19 protein-coding genes and 1 tRNA gene are annotated in these 15,658 nt (G+C 71.8%); 11 read left to right on the top strand and 9 right to left on the bottom strand.

Features of this window, described 5'->3' with window-relative positions:
* Window positions 1–121 precede the first annotated feature (121 nt).
* The gene (locus tag DEI92_RS13145) at window positions 122–1,105 is read left to right on the top strand and encodes an NADPH:quinone oxidoreductase family protein (RefSeq protein WP_111013800.1); all 984 of its coding nucleotides are present in this window, start codon (window positions 122–124) and stop codon (window positions 1,103–1,105) included.
* Window positions 1,106–1,209: 104 nt separating this feature from the next.
* A complete protein-coding gene (locus tag DEI92_RS13140) occupies window positions 1,210–2,154 on the top strand; it encodes an SDR family oxidoreductase (protein WP_111013799.1) in 945 nt (314 codons plus the stop codon).
* A 6-nt stretch (window positions 2,155–2,160) separates the two neighbouring features.
* On the opposite strand, the gene DEI92_RS13135 is transcribed toward DEI92_RS13140, so the two are convergent.
* From DEI92_RS13135 to DEI92_RS13115, 5 genes are all read right to left on the bottom strand, one after another.
* Window positions 2,161–2,964, bottom strand: a complete 804-nt coding sequence (locus DEI92_RS13135; RefSeq protein WP_111013798.1) for an enoyl-CoA hydratase/isomerase family protein — start codon at window positions 2,962–2,964, stop codon at window positions 2,161–2,163.
* Window positions 2,965–3,011: 47 nt separating this feature from the next.
* Window positions 3,012–4,076, bottom strand: coding sequence for a beta-ketoacyl-ACP synthase 3 (locus tag DEI92_RS13130; protein ID WP_111013797.1), 1,065 nt, complete (start codon window positions 4,074–4,076; stop codon window positions 3,012–3,014).
* 102 nt (window positions 4,077–4,178) lie between these two features.
* Window positions 4,179–4,814: an oligoribonuclease gene (gene orn, locus DEI92_RS13125; protein ID WP_111013796.1), complete on the bottom strand. Its 636-nt coding sequence runs from the start codon at window positions 4,812–4,814 to the stop codon at window positions 4,179–4,181.
* 100 nt (window positions 4,815–4,914) lie between these two features.
* Window positions 4,915–6,120: an MFS transporter gene (locus tag DEI92_RS13120; RefSeq protein WP_258370207.1), complete on the bottom strand. Its 1,206-nt coding sequence runs from the start codon at window positions 6,118–6,120 to the stop codon at window positions 4,915–4,917.
* 74 nt (window positions 6,121–6,194) lie between these two features.
* A complete protein-coding gene (locus DEI92_RS13115; RefSeq protein ID WP_111013794.1) occupies window positions 6,195–6,626 on the bottom strand; it encodes a MarR family winged helix-turn-helix transcriptional regulator in 432 nt (143 codons plus the stop codon).
* A 111-nt stretch (window positions 6,627–6,737) separates the two neighbouring features.
* Here DEI92_RS13115 and DEI92_RS13110 point away from each other — a divergent pair, with 111 nt between their 5' ends.
* From DEI92_RS13110 to DEI92_RS13100, 3 genes are all read left to right on the top strand, one after another.
* Window positions 6,738–7,028: an oligoribonuclease gene (locus DEI92_RS13110; RefSeq protein ID WP_111009955.1), complete on the top strand. Its 291-nt coding sequence runs from the start codon at window positions 6,738–6,740 to the stop codon at window positions 7,026–7,028.
* Between the two features lie 55 nt (window positions 7,029–7,083).
* Window positions 7,084–7,347, top strand: a complete 264-nt coding sequence (locus DEI92_RS13105; RefSeq protein WP_111013793.1) for a thioredoxin family protein — start codon at window positions 7,084–7,086, stop codon at window positions 7,345–7,347.
* Window positions 7,348–7,412: 65 nt separating this feature from the next.
* Window positions 7,413–7,484: transfer RNA gene (locus DEI92_RS13100), tRNA-Arg, on the top strand.
* Between the two features lie 69 nt (window positions 7,485–7,553).
* On the opposite strand, the gene DEI92_RS13095 is transcribed toward DEI92_RS13100, so the two are convergent.
* Both DEI92_RS13095 and DEI92_RS13090 read right to left on the bottom strand, forming a co-directional pair.
* Window positions 7,554–8,891, bottom strand: a complete 1,338-nt coding sequence (locus tag DEI92_RS13095; protein WP_111013792.1) for a hypothetical protein — start codon at window positions 8,889–8,891, stop codon at window positions 7,554–7,556.
* 85 nt (window positions 8,892–8,976) lie between these two features.
* The gene (locus tag DEI92_RS13090; RefSeq protein WP_111009950.1) at window positions 8,977–9,240 is read right to left on the bottom strand and encodes a hypothetical protein; all 264 of its coding nucleotides are present in this window, start codon (window positions 9,238–9,240) and stop codon (window positions 8,977–8,979) included.
* A 204-nt stretch (window positions 9,241–9,444) separates the two neighbouring features.
* Here DEI92_RS13090 and msrA point away from each other — a divergent pair, with 204 nt between their 5' ends.
* From msrA to DEI92_RS13060, 6 genes are all read left to right on the top strand, one after another.
* Window positions 9,445–9,972 (top strand): peptide-methionine (S)-S-oxide reductase MsrA, encoded by a 528-nt coding sequence (msrA, locus tag DEI92_RS13085; protein WP_111009948.1) that lies wholly within the window; start codon window positions 9,445–9,447, stop codon window positions 9,970–9,972.
* 54 nt (window positions 9,973–10,026) lie between these two features.
* Window positions 10,027–10,254: a methyltransferase gene (locus tag DEI92_RS13080; protein WP_111009946.1), complete on the top strand. Its 228-nt coding sequence runs from the start codon at window positions 10,027–10,029 to the stop codon at window positions 10,252–10,254.
* Window positions 10,255–10,348: 94 nt separating this feature from the next.
* Window positions 10,349–11,023 carry a single-stranded DNA-binding protein gene (locus tag DEI92_RS13075; protein ID WP_111009944.1) on the top strand — a complete coding sequence of 225 codons (675 nt, stop codon included), beginning with the start codon at window positions 10,349–10,351 and terminating at the stop codon, window positions 11,021–11,023.
* 89 nt (window positions 11,024–11,112) lie between these two features.
* On the top strand, window positions 11,113–11,604 hold the full coding sequence (locus DEI92_RS13070) for a DUF6993 domain-containing protein (RefSeq protein WP_146242799.1): 492 nt from the start codon (window positions 11,113–11,115) through the stop codon (window positions 11,602–11,604).
* A 62-nt stretch (window positions 11,605–11,666) separates the two neighbouring features.
* Window positions 11,667–13,352, top strand: a complete 1,686-nt coding sequence (gene ettA, locus DEI92_RS13065; protein ID WP_111009941.1) for an energy-dependent translational throttle protein EttA — start codon at window positions 11,667–11,669, stop codon at window positions 13,350–13,352.
* 17 nt (window positions 13,353–13,369) lie between these two features.
* Window positions 13,370–13,837, top strand: a complete 468-nt coding sequence (locus DEI92_RS13060; protein ID WP_258368554.1) for a thioesterase family protein — start codon at window positions 13,370–13,372, stop codon at window positions 13,835–13,837.
* Between the two features lie 61 nt (window positions 13,838–13,898).
* Here DEI92_RS13060 and DEI92_RS13055 read toward each other — a convergent pair whose 3' ends face one another.
* Both DEI92_RS13055 and DEI92_RS13050 read right to left on the bottom strand, forming a co-directional pair.
* Window positions 13,899–14,639, bottom strand: a complete 741-nt coding sequence (locus DEI92_RS13055; RefSeq protein ID WP_111013791.1) for an SDR family oxidoreductase — start codon at window positions 14,637–14,639, stop codon at window positions 13,899–13,901.
* Window positions 14,640–14,740: 101 nt separating this feature from the next.
* Entirely contained in the window at window positions 14,741–15,628 is an 888-nt protein-coding gene (locus DEI92_RS13050) for an acyl-CoA thioesterase II (protein ID WP_181434903.1), read from the bottom strand.
* Window positions 15,629–15,658 lie beyond the last annotated feature (30 nt).

Genomic DNA, 15,658 nt, shown 5'->3' with positions numbered 1-15,658 from the left:
ATCCTCGCAGTGGGTCCGGGGGTCGAATCGGTGGAGGTCCCACCACGGTTCGGCGACCGGACGGTGGTGATCCTCCAACGAGCGGTCCCGCCGTGTTCGGAGCCGCGGCTAGGCTCGACGGGTGCAGGCGATCGTCATCGAGCGGCTGGACGGTCCCGACGCGGCGGTCGTCCGAGACGTCCCGGAACCCGGACACCACCACCACCGTGCGGGCGGCGTCCGGGTCGTCGTCGAGGTCCGTGCGGTGGGCCTGAGCGTCATCGACGTCCTGCAGAGCCGGGGCCGCTACCAGTACGGCACGCCCACCCCCTACGTGCTCGGCAGCGAGATCGCGGGTGTCGTGGTCGAGGCGGACCCGGCGAGTGGCTTCGCGGTGGGTGACCGCGTCGGCAGCATCGTGTTCTGGGGCGGCATGGCCGAGCGGGCGGTCGTCGCGCCGGACTACACGGCGAAACTCCCCGACGACATGTCGTTCGCCCAGGGGGCGGCGGTGTACCTCAACTACTCGACCGCCTGGTTCGCGCTGCACCGGTCGGGCGTCCGCCCGGGAGGCATGGTGCTCGTCCACGGTGCGGCCGGCGGCGTCGGGACGGCCCTGCTCGACCTCGCCGACGCCTTCGGCGTCCGCGCGATCGCGGTCGTCTCGTCGGACGACAAGGCGGAGCTCGCGCGCCGGGCGGGTGCCGACGAGGTCATCCGGTCGGACGGCCCCTGGAAGGACGACGTCCTGCGCCTGACCGACGGCCACGGGGTCGACGCCGTGCTCGACCCCGTCGGCGGCGACCGCTTCACCGACTCGCTGCGGGCGCTCCGCACGGGTGGGATGCTCGTCGTCATCGGGTTCGCCGGCGGTTCGATCCCCGAGGTCCGGGTGAACCGGCTGCTCCTGCGGAACCTGTCCGTCACGGGAATCTCGATGGACACCATGGACGCCGAGTACCCCGGCACGCTGCGCATGGTCCGCGACGCCGTGCAGGACCTCATGGCGGCGGGACGGATCCACCCCGTCGTCGGGCGTGTGTTCCCGTTCGTCGAGGCCGCCGACGCGATGCGCCTCATCGAGTCCCGCGACGCCCTCGGCAAGGTGGTCGTCACCGGCCCGTGACCGGACGGGCGCGGACCGCCCTCCTGGTAGCGTGCTGAACGGCAGTGACACGGTGTCGACCCGAACGACACCGCCTGCCAGGCGGACCGGAACGGTGGTGGACCTTGGCACGTGGACCAGCGGACGGTGAGCGGCGCGATCCCTACTCGCCGACCCTCCTCGAGGGCGATCGGATCCTCGTGACCGGCGGCGGGTCCGGCCTGGGCAAGGCGATCGCCGGCGCCCTCGTCGCCCACGGGGCCGAGGTCGTGCTCTGGGGCCGCCGCCGTGCCGTGCTCGACGCCGCCGCGAGCGAGATCGCGATGCTCGGTGACCCGTCGCGGATCGTCGTCGACTCGGTCGACGTGCGGGACGCCGAGGCCGTCGACGCCGCGGTCGACCGGATGCACGCCGGGGGTCGTCCCCTCACCGGGCTCGTCAACGGCGCCGCCGCGAACTTCATCGCCCCGACCGAGTCGCTGTCCGCACGCGCGTTCGCCGCGGTGACCTCGACGGTGATCAACGGCTCGTTCCACGTCACGCACGCCGTCGGTCGCCGATGGATCCGCGAGGGCCTCCCCGGCGCCGTCGTGTCCCTCCTGACCACGTGGGTCGAGACCGGTTCGGCCTACGTCGTCCCGTCGGCGATGTCGAAGGCCGCCGTGAACGCGATGACGATGTCGCTCGCCGTCGAGTGGGCGCACTACGGGATCCGGTTGAACGCCGTCGCGCCCGGTCCGGTGCCGACGGAGTTCGCCTGGGACGTCCTCGACCCCGGGGACAGTTCCGTCATCGGGGCCACCGACGTGCGCGGTGTCCCCGCGGGCCGGTTCGGGCGCCCCGACGAGGTCGCGAACCTCGTCATGTTCCTGCTGTCCGACGCGTGCGACTACCTGACCGGCGAGACGATCGCGATGGACGGCGGGCAGCGGCTCGCCGGACCGTCGACGTTCTCGGACCTCACCCACCTCACCGCGGACGACTGGGCCGCGATCCGCGCTCGGGGCAAGGCCGCTGCGGCCGCGACGAAGGCGCAGCAGGCGGAGGGCGCCGGGGCCGACCAGCGGTAGGGGCGGTCACTGCCCGGTGAACTCGGGCGGGCGCCGGTTCAGGAACGCGTCGAGCGCCTCGGCCATGTCCGCGGTCCGGGACAGCAGCGCCTGTCCTCGGCTCTCGTACTCGACCGCCGCAGCGTACGACCCGATCTCGAGGTTGTGCTGCAGCGCTCGCTTCGAGAACCGGACGCCCGACGGCGAGTTCCCCACGATCGCGGCCGCGGTGGCCAGTGCCTCCTCGAGCAGGGACTCCGCCGGGACGACGCGGGACACGAGTCCGATCCGCTCCGCCTCGGCGGCGTCGACCGCGCGACCGGTCAACGTGATCTCCGCGGCGCGGCCCGACCCGATCACGCGTGGGAGGAGCCAGGACAACCCGAGATCACCGGCGGACAGGCCGATCCGGACGAACGACGCGACGAAGGTGGCCGTGGGGGAGGCGAGTCGGATGTCCGCCGCGAGGGCCAGCGAGAACCCGCCACCGGCGGCCGGACCGTTCACCGCCGCGACGACGGGGATCGGCAGGGACCGGAGGCCGACGAGCGCGCGTGCCGCGGCCTCCTGGCGGGCGAGCATCCCCATGGCGGTGAGCTGCGGGAGCTCCTTCGCCTCGTCGAGGTCGTAGCCGGACGAGAACCCCCGGCCGGCGCCCGTGAGCACGAGCACGCGGACGTGCTCGTCGCGGGCGAGCGATGCGGCGAGCTCCTCGAGCTCGGCGAACATCCCGACCGTGATCGCGTTGAGCCGCTCCGGGCGGGACAGCGTCGCCAGGACGACGCCCGGCGCGGGGCGGGTCACGACGACGGTGGGCTGTTCGGCGGTCACGGTGCTCCTCGGTTCGGCAGGCGCGGCGCCCGCCGACGTCCAGGGACTCACACGGCGACCGGTTCCGCGACCGGGACGGGCGCGCCGGGTCCGGCGACGCCGACGTGCTCGGGCAGCCGCACGACCTGCGCGGCGTACGCCAGCCCGGCGCCGAACCCGAACTGCAGGGCGATCTGGCCCGGCTGCGCGAGTCCCTCACGCAGCAGCCGCTCGGTCGCGAGCGGCACCGACGCGGACGACGTGTTGCCCGTGTCGACGATATCGCGCGCGACGATGACGTCGTCGGCGAGTCCGAGCCGGTCGTGCAGTCCCTCGACGATCCGGAGGTTCGCCTGGTGCGGCACGAAGACCTCGATGTCCTTCGGGGTCAGGCCCGCGTCCGCGATCGCCTTGAGCGCGAGCTCCGGCAGCGCCGTCTGCGTCCACCGGTACACGCTCGGTCCGTCCTGGCGCGCGGTCGGCCACGGCACGCGCTCGTCGTCGGCGGCGTACTTGAAGTCGAGCCACGAGTGCGTCAGCCCGATCGCGCCGTTGAGGCGGCCGTCCGACCCCCACACGGTCGGGCCGATGCCGGGGGTGTCGCTCGGTCCGACGAGTGCGGCACCCGAGCCGTCACCCATGATGAACGACATCGTGCGGTCAGTCGGCTCGATGAAGTCGGAGATCTTCTCGGCACCGATCACCAGGACGTGCCGGGCGAGCCCCGAGCGGATCATCGCATCCGCTTGGCCGATCCCGTAGCAGTAGCCCGCACAGGCGGCGTTGGCGTCGAACGCGGCGGTGCCGGGTCCGGTGCCGAGCCGATGCGCCACGAGGGGCGCCATCGCGGGCGTGGTCTGCATCCACGAGATGCTCGCGACGATGACGACGTCGACCTGCTCGGGGTCGATCCCGGCGGCCTCGATCGCACTGCGCCCGGCCTGCTCGGCGAGGTCCTCGACCAGGACCTCCTTGCGCGCGTGCCGACGCGTGACGATCCCCGTGCGGCGGCGGATCCACTCGTCGGACGAGTCGATGGGACCGACGAGGTCGTCGTTCGGGACGACGAGGTCCCCGCGGACGCCCCCGACGCTGATGATGCGGGAGGCCGTGGTGGTGGTCGCGCTGCGCATGGTGCTGGACACGCTATGTGTTCGAGGCGGCCCGGCTCGGGGTTTGGTGACCCCAGTCCGGGGCGTCCGCGTCGAGCGGACAGTCCGGCGCCGCGCTGCCGGTCAGGCCTGCGGTGCGGCCAGCCGGGACTCCCACTTGTCGACGACCTGCTCCGCGATCCCGCGCACGTCCTCGGTGGCCGGCCCCGGCTCGGGGACGAACCCCGCGCGCCGGTAGTACTCGAGCTCCCGGATCGACTCGAGGATGTCGGCCAGGGCGCGGTGGCCGCCGTGCTTCTCCGGTGCGTTGAAGTACACGCGCGGGAACCAGCGGCGGCAGAGTTCCTTGATGCTCGACACGTCGACGCTGCGGTAGTGCAGGTGGTTGTCGACCCGGGGCATGTACCGCGCGAGGAACGACCGGTCGGTGCCGATCGTGTTGCCCGCCAGCGGTGCCGAGCCCTCGGCGGGGACGTGCCGCAGGATGTACTCGAGCACCTGGTACTCCGCGTCGGCCAGGCTCACGCCGTTCGGGATCTCGTCGATGAGGCCCGAGGTCGTGTGCATGTTCCGCACGAAGTCGTTCATGTTGTCGAGAGCCGACTGGTTCGGCTTGATGACGATGTCGAAGCCCGGGTGGACCGGCTCGAGGTCGAAGTCCGTGACGACGACCGCGACCTCGACGAGTTCGTCGGCGTCGAGGTCGAGCCCCGTCATCTCGCAGTCGATCCAGACGAGGCGGTCGTGTGACGTGGACATGTGCTCGATCCTATGCCGGTCCGGTGACGGTCCTGGGGGGCGGGGTCGGGCCTCCCGGCCGGGCCGCGTGCGGTCGGGAGGCGCGGCGGACGTCCGGTGGTCAGCTCACCTCGCCGGCGCTGACGGCCTCCGCCTCGACGCGCTGGGGCTCGGGTCCGTCGTCGACGCGGCGGAGTGCGCGCGCCGCGACGAGCGTCACGACGAAGGCGACCGTGACGGACGCGCCGGCGAAGACGTACGCGGCACTCGGGGCGATCGCGTCCGCGAGCAGCGTCGCGACCGGCGGGGCCACCGCGCCGCCGATGAACCGGACGGCCGAGTAGGCGCTCGACGCAACGGCACGGGGCAGGTCCGTGGCCTCCATGACGCTCTCGGTGAGGACGGTGTTGAGCACGCCGAGCACGAGACCGCCGATCACCACGCAGATCACCAGGCCGACCTGGCTGTGCACCACGACCGCCGCCGCGAACAGATCGAGCGCCAGCAGCGGCAGCGCGAGCCGGAGCACCGACGTGCGCCGGAGCCGGGCCGTCAGCATCGGCGCGACCCACACCGAGGTGACCGCGAGGCCGACACCCCAACCGAAGAAGGTGAAGCCGATGCCGAGCGCGTCGAAGCCGAGCGGGTACGGCGTGTAGGCGAGGAGCACGAAGAAGCCGATGTTGTAGAACAGCGCGGTCGCGGCGAGGGCGGCCAGCGCCGGACGGCCGAGCGCGCGGAACGGGGCGGACAGCGGGGTGGGCGACGGCTTCTCCACCCCGTTGCCCCGGAGGAACACGAGGATCGCCACGAACGCGATCGCCATGAGCGTCGTCACGCCGAAGAACGGCCCGCGCCAGCTGATCGACCCGAGGAGCCCGCCGACCAGCGGACCGATCGCGATGCCGAGCCCGAGCGCCGCCTCGTACAGGATGATCGCCGAGGCCGTCCCGCCCGACGCCGCACCGACGATCGTGGCGAGCGCGGTCGAGATGAAGAGCGCGTTGCCGAGCCCCCACCCGGCGCGGAAGTCGATGATGTGCCAGACGCTGCCGGACGTGGCGGCGAGCACCGAGAACAGCACGATGAGCGCGAGCCCGATCATGAGCGTCTTCTTCGCGCCGATCCGGCTCGAGACCCAGCTCGTGAAGAACATCGCGACGCCCGTCACCGCGAGGTAACTCGTGAACAGGAGCTCGGTCTGCGTCGGCGTGGCCTTGAGGGACTGCGCGATCGCCGGGAGGATCGGGTCCACGAGCCCGATGCCCATGAACGCCACGACGCAGGCGAAGGCGATCGCCCAGACCGCCGAGGACTGCTTGAGGATGCTGCTGCTGCTGCTGCTGCTGCTGCCGTGGCCGGTGGGGCCGTGGCCGGTGCCGGTCGGTGCTGCGTGGTCCGTCACGCGGGTGTCTCCGTCCTGACCCTCGCCGTGACGAGGGTCGCTGCTCGGTGCAGGGTGTCCCACTCGTCGGGGTCGAGGTCCGCGAAGAGCGGACCGACCTCGCGCGCGAGGGTGGCGCGCCAGTCCCGGATGGCCTGGTGACCGGCGTCGGTGATCGTGATGAGGCCGGCCCGGGAGTCCTCCGGGTCGGTGGTCCGGCTCGCGAGGCCGTCCGTGACCATGCCCGCGACGAGCTTGGTCATCGTCGGCTGGCTGACCCGGCTGACCGCGGCGAGCTCGCCGAGGCGCATCGTGCCGTCGCTGTCGAGGATGCCGAGGGTCCGCCACACGGCCGACGAGGTCGTGTTGCCGCTGGCGCGGGCAGCGCGACGGATCAGTCGATTCACGGACACGAGGAGCGCCTCGATGGTGGCCTCGCGATCGTCCATGCCGACAATTCTATAGCCGAGCTATGTATCCGACAAGGGCTGCCCTCCCGACCGTCCTCGTGGTGCCCGATGCGCGGGCCGCTCGATGCCCCCGACTGGTAGAAGGGACGAATGAGCGACATCACCATCCACGAGGGCGACGAGTACACCGCCATCTACCACGACGGCCCCTTCAACGGCACGACGGACACCCGCACCGCGACGAGCGACACGTGGGACGACGAGGTGACGGCGTTCGCGATCGTCGACGGGCTCGAGACCGCGTTCACCTACAAGGCCGAGAACGCCAAGCAGGTCGTCGACCAGGTGCACGTCGACTACCGCTGGGACGCCGAGCACTCGGATCCCGTCGACGCACTCGAGAACCGGGGCGACCGCACCGGCGAGTTCGACCGCCCCTGACCCGCGTCCGCCGGCCTCCGGGAATGGAGGCCGGCCGGATCGCGTTCGGCCCCGCATGCACCTCGACCTGTACACGTCCGCGTTCTGCGCCCCCTGCGCCGCGGCACGACGGGTCGTCGGTGAGGCACAGCGGCTCGTCCCCGCGCTCGAGGTGCGGGAGCTCGACGTCGCGGCGCACCCGGATCGGGTCGAGGCGCTCGGCATCCGCTCCACGCCGACCATCGTCATCAGTGCGGCGGACGGCGACGAGGTGTTCCGCGCTGCAGGGGTCCCACGACCGGACCAGCTGCTGACGGCGCTCGCCCGCGCGCTGCCCTGACGCGTCCCCGCCGTCCGGCATGCGACCCGTCGCCGTCCACGGCCACGCCGTACAATCGCTCGCAGGCCTCCGTAGCTCAGTGGAAGAGCAGATGGTTTCTACCCATCCTGTCGCGGGTTCGAATCCTGCCGGGGGCGCGCGACGACGAACGGCCGCCCCCGTCGAGGGAGCGGCCGTCCATGTGGTCCGTCTGAGCGCGCGCTCGATCAGTCGTCGTCCTGGTCGGCCCGGCGCCGGAGTTCCGCCGCGCTGACCGGCGAGCCGTACGGCGCCTCGTCCGTCTCGTCGGGATCGGCCGGCTCGACCGGCGCGTCGGCGATGCGGGTCGGGATCGACGTCGTGTTCGTGGTCGCGGGCCCGGCCGCGTCGACCTTCGGGTCCGTCAGCTCGCCCGCCGGTCGGCCGTGCTCGCCGGACTCGTCCGCGCTCACCGGGACGACCTGAGCCGGGGCCGGGGCCGGGGCCGGGGTCGCGGTCGGGGACTGGGTCGCCGGACGCTCCGACGTCGACGGTCGTGCGACGGCCACGGCCGGCACCACGGCCGTCTGCCGGTCCGCCTCGGTCCCGCCGGTACCGGACACTGCCGCGCCGGACGGCGTCACCGCTGCCGATCCATCGGCTCCCGCCTCGCGGTCCGGCGTCCCGACCGGCCGTGCCGAAGGGGCGCGGTCCGCCGGGGTGCTGCTGTCTGCCGAAGCACTGCGGTCGGTCAGTGTGCCGCGAGCTGCCGAAGCACTGCGGTCGGGCAGGGGGCTGCGATCCACACGGGGGAGCACCGGTGCGATCGGCGCCGGACGCGGAGCGGTCCCCGAACCGACCGTCACCCCACCGGCGGCGGCGTCGGCGGTCCCGCTCGCCGCGGTCGTGCCCGTCGCGGTCGTGCCCGTCGCGGTCGTGCCCGTCGCGGTCGTGCCCGTCGCGTCCGAGCGCCCGGCGCGGAGGGGCGTCGTCGTGGCACCGCGCTCGGCACCGGATCCCGCCCGTACCGCGTCGGTCTGGTCCGCGTTCCACTCCTGCTGGCGCTTGACGAGGTCGGCGTCGGGGTCCGGGCTCTCGAACTTCCAGCGCTCCAGGTCCGCGCGGAACAGCTTGCGTGCCCTGGACGGCCGCGCCTGCCACTCGAGCATCCGGTCACGGAACTCGGACAGCGACTGTTCGGCCTGGAAGCTGAAGGTCGACGAGTGCTTCTTGATGTCGGCGATCTCGTGCTGCGCCCAGTTCGCCGCCACGGGTGCACCGACCACGGGCAGGAGCCGCAGCCGGATGTCGGCGTCCTCGGCCAGGTGATCCGCGTAGGAACGCTCGTCGTGGCCCAGCGCACCCCAGGTCGCGGCCTTGCGGGCGGCGGAGATCACGCCGGTGACGGCGGCGTTCTTCGCTTCGCGCTCCTGCATCGCCACGACGCGCTTGGTGGCACCGCGACCGATGAGGGCCGCGACGATGCCCGCGACGACGATCGCGACGAACGGGATGATCGCGCCCGAGATGAGTCGCCACCCATGGGCCGAACCCGACCAGTCGATGAAGCTGTTCCACCATTGCATGTGCGCACCATATCCATGGCTCACGGCGCCGTCGGCGTGCGACAGGCCATTGCGGAGAACCGCCCCGCGGAGGGTCCGATCGGTGTCACCAGCGCAGGCAGTCGACGGCGTCGTCCGGGTCCCACACCGTGGGGAGCGCCACGAAGCGACGCTCGGCGGGGACGTATCGGCGCGCTCGGTACGCCGGAGCGCCCGCGACCTCGACGCGGTCCACGTACCCGACGATCTCGCCGTTCGCGCGGGTCACCCGGCTCAGGTCCTCACGCACGTCGAGGACGCGGAGGCCGCCACGGGAACGCGCGACCGGCCGTGGCGTCCCGATCCGCCAGGGAGCTGCTGTCGTCTCCAATGTCGCCTCCTCGTCCGCCAGGCGGTTCCCGGCTCGACGACGACGCTAGGAGCACCCGCCGACAGCGCAGCGCGCGACCGCGACCGGTGTGGACGACGGGCGCCGTGCCTCCCGTGTGGAGGGCGGGCCGGGGAATGGCGAGGGGCCCGTCGTCGTTGACCACCCAGCCGGGAGTCGCCCGGCCGCGGAAGGTAGGTTGCCCCCATGACGACGTTCGTGCTCGCAGGTGGTTGTTTCTGGTGTCTCGACGCGGTGTACCGCACGCTCCAGGGCGTGCAGGACGTCGTGTCCGGTTACGTCGGCGGGACGGTCGCCGACCCCTCGTACGAGCTCGTGTGCACCGGCCGGACCGGGCACGCCGAAGCGGTCGCCGTCACCTTCGACGAGACCGTGATCCCCGCCGACGTCATCCTCGACGTCTTCTTCACGCTGCACGACCCGCGCCAGCTCAACCGTCAGGGCGCCGACGTCGGCACCCAGTACCGGTCGGCGATGTTCCCGGCCGACGACGAGCAGCGTGCCCTGTTCGAGCGCGCGATCGAGCGTGCGGCTGACATCTGGGACGGCACCATCGTCACGACGATCGAGCCGCTCACGGAGTTCTACCGGGCCGAGGAGTACCACCAGGACTTCTTCGCGAAGAACCCGGGTCAGGGCTACTGCATGGCCGTCGCGGTGCCCAAGGTGAACAAGGTGCGCCGGGCGTACGCTCAGTACATCCTGGCGTCGTAGCCGGACACCGATCCGGTCGTCGGACGGCGCGGGACCACGAGGAGGTGGTCGACGATGACGACGACGGACGAGCGTGTCACCACACGCACGACGGACACCTGGGTCGCGATCGGACCGGCCGGTGCGGTGGGCAGCATCCACCGCACCGAAGCCGGGTTCCGCGTCGCGCTGTACGGCCGGGAGGACCGACACGCGTCGTACCCGACGCTCGAGTCGGCGAAGCGTGCCGTGCACGCGGCGCTCGGGCCATTGGCCGAGCGGCCCGAGTTCCGCGCCCACTGACCGGACGTCGTCCCCAAGGGACCCGTCGGGGCGGTTGTCCACCGGTGTGGTCGACAGCGCCTCGCCGCGTTGGGCCAGGCCCGACGATCGGGGCATGAACGACACGATCACCATCCGCGGCATCGTCGCGACCGAACCACGGCACCTCGTCACGGGGACCGGCCTGGCCATCACGAGCTTCCGACTGGCGTCGCCGTCGCGGCGGTGGGACCGCGCCAACTCCGCCTGGGTGAACGGCGACACGAACTGGTTCACGGTCACCGCGTTCCGCAGCCTGGCGTCGAACTGCACCGGTTCCGTCGTCAAGGGGGACCGGGTGCTCGTCGCAGGGCGGTTGCGGGTCCGGACGTGGGAGCGCCAGGACCGGTCGGGGCTCGCGGTCGAGATCGACGCCGACGCGATCGGGCACGACCTGGCCTACGGGCGCGGTCAGTGGCGCCGCACGCCGCGGCAGACGGCCGACGAGATGGCGGCTCCGGGTGACGCGCCGTCGGCCGAGGAACGCGCGGTGGCCGGTGCCGTCGCGGTCGAGGTCGCAGCCGGCGCGCTGGGGGCGACGCCCGGTGCCGACGACGCTGGCTCCATGGACGGGAACCTGGACGACGGCGGCCCGGATGGCGACGGTCTCGCCTCGACGCCGGGGATGTTCGTGGCACCGGAGTTCGCGGGCGTGGGCCCCGACGGCGTCGTGCCCGACGACGACGCCGCACCGGCCCCTGGCCCGGACCGTCACGACCCCTCGGCCCTCGCGGTGGACGCCACGGCGTGACGGGCAGTGGTCTCCCGGCCCGCCCGGGTCCTGCCCGTACACTGGTGCGGCGCCGCCGGGGGGACCGCCGTCGCAGGAAGGACTCGTCCATGCGAGGCAGGCTCCCGATGGTCCTGGCGATCACGATGCTCGCTGGGATCGGCGTGAGCGCCTGCACGGGCGGCGGTGACCACGACACGGTGTCCGCACCGCCGAGCAGCAGCGTCTCCGCGAGCACGACGGCCACGGCGATCTCGACCCCGACGGACGTCCCCGTCCCGACCGCGACGATGGACGCCGCCGCCATCGCGGCGAAGGGCCGGTTCGACGACGCCGCGCACACGCTCACCACGTCGAACGCGCACCCCGACGACGCGGCGATCGTGAACTCCCTCGTGAACGCGGGGTTCCCGAAGAAGGCGATGCAGATCACGCCGGACACGACCTCGATCGGTCGCGCCGCCGACTCGATCCAGGTGTCGGTGCTCGTCGGGTCCACCTGCCTCATCGGTCAGTTCCGCGGCGCGGCGTTCGTGAGCGAGACGGCTCCCGTGCTCAGCACGGGCAAGTGCCTGATCGGCAAGACCGAGAGCATCCAATGACGCCGGGGGTGGTGATCACCGCCCCCGCTGTCCTCCGTACCCCTCAGTAGACTGGACGAGACATGGCTGAGTACATCTACCAAATGGTCCGCGCCCGCAAGTCGGTCGGCGAGAAACTGATCCTCGACGACGTCACGATGTCGTTCCTGCCCGGCGCCAAGATCGGCGTCGTCGGCCCGAACGGCGCTGGCAAGTCGACGATCCTCAAGATCATGGCCGGCCTCGACCAGCCGTCGAACGGCGAGGCCAAGCTGACGCCGGGCTTCACGGTCGGCATCCTCATGCAGGAGCCGGAGCTCGACGAGGACAAGACGGTCCTCGAGAACGTGCAGGAAGGCGTCGGCCCGATCAAGGCGAAGCTCGACCGCTTCAACGAGATCTCGGCGCAGATGGCCGAGCCGGACGCCGACTTCGACGCGCTCCTGGCCGAGATGGGCACCCTGCAGGAAGAGATCGACGCGGCCGATGCGTGGGACCTCGACTCGCAGCTCGAGCAGGCGATGGCGGCGCTCCAGTGCCCGCCGGCGGACGAGGTCGTCTCGCACCTCTCCGGTGGTGAGAAGCGCCGCGTCGCCCTCTGCAAGCTCCTGCTGCAGAAGCCCGACCTGCTCCTGCTCGACGAGCCGACGAACCACCTCGACGCCGAGAGCGTGCTGTGGCTCGAGCAGCACCTGCAGCAGTACCCCGGCGCCGTCCTCGCCGTGACCCACGACCGGTACTTCCTCGACCACGTCGCCGAGTGGATCGCCGAGGTCGACCGCGGACGGCTCTACCCGTACGAGGGCAACTACTCGACGTACCTCGAGAAGAAGCGTGCGCGCCTCGAGGTGCAGGGCAAGAAGGACGCCAAGCTCGCCAAGCGTCTGTCGGACGAGCTCGACTGGGTGCGGAGCAACTCGAAGGGCCGCCAGGCGAAGTCGAAGGCCCGCCTCGCCCGCTACGAGGAGATGGCGGCCGAGGCCGAGCGGACGCGCAAGCTCGACTTCGAGGAGATCGTGATCCCCGTGGGGCCGCGCCTCGGCTCGCAGGTCATCGACGCGGCCAAGCTGCACAAGCAGTTCGGCGAGCGGATCATCATCGACAACCTGTCGTTCACGCTGCCGCGCAACGGCATCGTCGGCGTCATCGGCCCGAACGGCGTGGGCAAGACGACGCTGTTCAAGACGATCGTCGGCCTCGAGCCCCTCGACGCCGGCGACCTCAAGATCGGCGAGACCGTCGACATCTCGTACGTCGACCAGACGCGCGGCGGCATCGACCCGAACAAGAACCTGTGGGAGGTCGTGTCCGATGGCCTCGACTTCATCCAGGTGGGCAAGACCGAGATCCCGTCGCGCGCGTACGTGTCGCAGTTCGGGTTCAAGGGCCCGGACCAGCAGAAGAAGGCCGGCGTGCTCTCCGGTGGTGAGCGCAACCGACTGAACCTCGCGCTGACGCTCAAGCAGGGCGGCAACCTCCTGCTCCTCGACGAGCCGACGAACGACCTCGACGTCGAGACCCTCGGCAGCCTGGAGAACGCCCTCCTCGAGTTCCCGGGCTGTGCCGTGGTCATCACCCACGACCGGTGGTTCCTCGACCGCATCGCGACGCACATCCTCGCGTGGGAGGGCGTGAACGAGGACGGCGTGCCGAACTGGTACTGGTTCGAGGGCAACTTCCAGGCGTACGAGGAGAACAAGATCCAGCGCCTCGGCGCCGATGCCGCCAAGCCCGGCCGGGCGACGTACCGCAAGCTCACGCGGGACTGACGGTGGCACGACTGCGCGTGCCCGTCCGCATCCGGTGGAGTGACATCGACGCGTACGGGCACGTCAACAACTCGGCGATGCTCCGGCTCCTGGAGGAAGCACGCATCCTCGCGTTCTGGGCGCCGGACCCCGAGGAACTCGAGGGCACGTCCGAGACGCCGCCGCCGATCATCGACGGTCGCCCCGGATCCGGGACGTTGACGGTGATCGCCGGACAGCGGCTCGAGTACCTGCAGTCGATCCCGTACCTCCGGCGGCCGCTCGACATCCAGATGTGGGTCGGGCGGATCGGCGGGGCGAGCATCGACGTCTCGTACGAGGTCTGCTCGCCCGCTGGTACCGACCCCTTCGTCGTGTTCACCCGGGCGACCACCTCGCTCGTGCTCGTCGACGCCGAGACGAACCGCCCGCGCCGCCTCACCGACGTCGAGCGTGCCGCGTGCGAGGCGTACCGCGAGGAGCCCGTGGCGTTCTCGCGCCCGTAGGACCGTCGTGGGCGACGGCCTGTGCGCCGCCCACGACCCGCTTGCCGGGTTCGGCTGCCGGTCAGCGCCCGGGCAGGTTCGCGAGCGCTGCCGACCGTCGTGCCACGAGGTCCGCGTACGTGCCGTCACGCTCCGCCCAGCGGTGCATCTGCACGCCCTGCACCAGGATCTCGTGGGGCGTCGGGTCCTGGGTGAGCAGGTCGGTCACCTCGTCCAGGAACCCCTCCAGCGGCAGGGCCGCGGGGTTGACCGCGCCCTGGTCACCCGTGTCGACCGCGGGCGGGACGAGCTCGGTGACGGCGACCCCGGTGCCGGCGAGCTGCGCGCGGAGGGCCTCCGAGTACGCGTGCACCCCGGCCTTCGACGCCGCGTAGCTCGCCATGAGGGGGAACGGGAGGAACGCGATCCCCGACGTCACCGTGATGAGGTCACCGCCGCCACGCGCGATGAGGTGCGGCGTGAACGCATCGATGACCCGGATCGTCCCGAGGAGGTTGACGTCGACGGTCACCGCGGTCTGCGCGAAGTGGGCCGGATCGCGGAGGTCCTCGAGGAGCATCACGCCCGACATCGTGACGACGACGTCGAGGTCCGGGTGATCCCGCAGGACGGTGTCGCGTGCGTGGAGGACGGAGGCCGGATCGGTGACGTCGACGACGACGGTCTCGAGGTCGTCGACCCGGTCGACGTTCCGCCCGCCGACGACGACGGTGCTGCCCGCGGCGGCGAACCGTCTGGCGAGTCCGAGGCCGATGCCGGAGGTCCCTCCGACGATGAAGACGCTGCGTCCGTTGATGTCCATGGTGCTCTGCTCTCTGTCTGGTGACGGGGACATGAGCATCGTGGGCGCGCCCGGCGCCGTGGGGGAGTCGTCGGGTCTTCCTGGGACCGTCAGACCCCCGCTCAGGCCCCGGGCACGCGGAGCATGCCCTCCTGCGCGACCGTGGTCAGCAGGCGGCCCGACCGGTCGAACATCCGGCCGATCGCCAGTCCACGGCCACTCTGCGCGCTCGGTGACTCCTGCGTGTAGAGCACCCAGTCATCAGCGCGGCCGTCGCGGTGCCACCACATGGCGTGGTCGAGGCTCGCGCTCTTGACGCCCGGCGTGCCCCAGGCGAGGCCGTGCCGCCGCATGATCGGCTCGAGGATCGACAGGTCGCTCGCGTAACCGAGCACGGCACGGTGGAGGGCGGGGTCGTCGGGCAGGTCACCGGCCACCCGGAGCCAGACGGCCTGGTGGGCGACGCGCTCGCCGGTCACCTCGATGAACACCGGCCCTCCGGGGTGGCGGACGTCGATCGACCGTTTCGCCCAGTGGCGGGCGACGGGGTGGTCGATCCCGGCGAGGAGCTCGGCGGCCGACGGCAGGGACTCGGGATCGGGGACGTCCAGGGGCATCGCGTCCTGGTGCTCCACGCCGGTGTCGGGCGTCTGGAACGAGGCGATCATCGAGAAGATCGGCACACCCCGCTGGTACGCCTGGACCCGACGCGTGGCGAAGGAGCGGCCGTCGTGGATCCGCTCGACGGCGAACGTGATCGGCTCGTCGATGGCACCGGGTCGGAGGAAGTACCCGTGCATCGAGTGGATGGCCCGCCCGTCGATCGTGGTCTGGGCCGCGACGACGCACTGGGCGAGGACCTGCCCGCCGAACACCCGGCCGCCGGGTGACCAGTGGCTCGACCCGGTGAAGATGTCCTCGCCGGTGCTCGCACCCGTGTCCACGAGCCGGAGGGTGGGCATGAAGTCCGGTTCGCCCGTCGTCGGGCCTCCGTGCGCTGGGCCGTTCATCGCCCCGTAGTCTACGAGCCACCCGAGCGG

It is taken from the genome of Curtobacterium sp. MCBD17_034, from assembly GCF_003234515.1.
GTDB lineage: Bacteria > Actinomycetota > Actinomycetes > Actinomycetales > Microbacteriaceae > Curtobacterium.
Note: the sequence above shows the minus strand (reverse complement) of the source record. Positions and strands in the feature narration are given on the sequence as shown.

What these genes read in the sequence shown, in the direction of transcription:
- DEI92_RS13130 (WP_111013797.1), bottom strand. Translation starts at nt 4,076, where the DNA reads ATGCGCAGCGCGACCACCACCACGGCCTCCCGCATCATCAGCGTCGGG.
- orn (WP_111013796.1), bottom strand. Translation starts at nt 4,814, where the DNA reads ATGTCCACGTCACACGACCGCCTCGTCTGGATCGACTGCGAGATGACG.
- DEI92_RS13115 (WP_111013794.1), bottom strand. Translation starts at nt 6,626, where the DNA reads ATGGACGATCGCGAGGCCACCATCGAGGCGCTCCTCGTGTCCGTGAAT.
- DEI92_RS13110 (WP_111009955.1), top strand. Translation starts at nt 6,738, where the DNA reads ATGAGCGACATCACCATCCACGAGGGCGACGAGTACACCGCCATCTAC.
- DEI92_RS13105 (WP_111013793.1), top strand. Translation starts at nt 7,084, where the DNA reads ATGCACCTCGACCTGTACACGTCCGCGTTCTGCGCCCCCTGCGCCGCG.
- DEI92_RS13095 (WP_111013792.1), bottom strand. Translation starts at nt 8,891, where the DNA reads ATGCAATGGTGGAACAGCTTCATCGACTGGTCGGGTTCGGCCCATGGG.
- msrA (WP_111009948.1), top strand. Translation starts at nt 9,445, where the DNA reads ATGACGACGTTCGTGCTCGCAGGTGGTTGTTTCTGGTGTCTCGACGCG.
- DEI92_RS13080 (WP_111009946.1), top strand. Translation starts at nt 10,027, where the DNA reads ATGACGACGACGGACGAGCGTGTCACCACACGCACGACGGACACCTGG.
- DEI92_RS13075 (WP_111009944.1), top strand. Translation starts at nt 10,349, where the DNA reads ATGAACGACACGATCACCATCCGCGGCATCGTCGCGACCGAACCACGG.
- DEI92_RS13070 (WP_146242799.1), top strand. Translation starts at nt 11,113, where the DNA reads ATGCGAGGCAGGCTCCCGATGGTCCTGGCGATCACGATGCTCGCTGGG.
- ettA (WP_111009941.1), top strand. Translation starts at nt 11,667, where the DNA reads ATGGCTGAGTACATCTACCAAATGGTCCGCGCCCGCAAGTCGGTCGGC.
- DEI92_RS13055 (WP_111013791.1), bottom strand. Translation starts at nt 14,639, where the DNA reads ATGGACATCAACGGACGCAGCGTCTTCATCGTCGGAGGGACCTCCGGC.
- DEI92_RS13050 (WP_181434903.1), bottom strand. Translation starts at nt 15,628, where the DNA reads ATGAACGGCCCAGCGCACGGAGGCCCGACGACGGGCGAACCGGACTTC.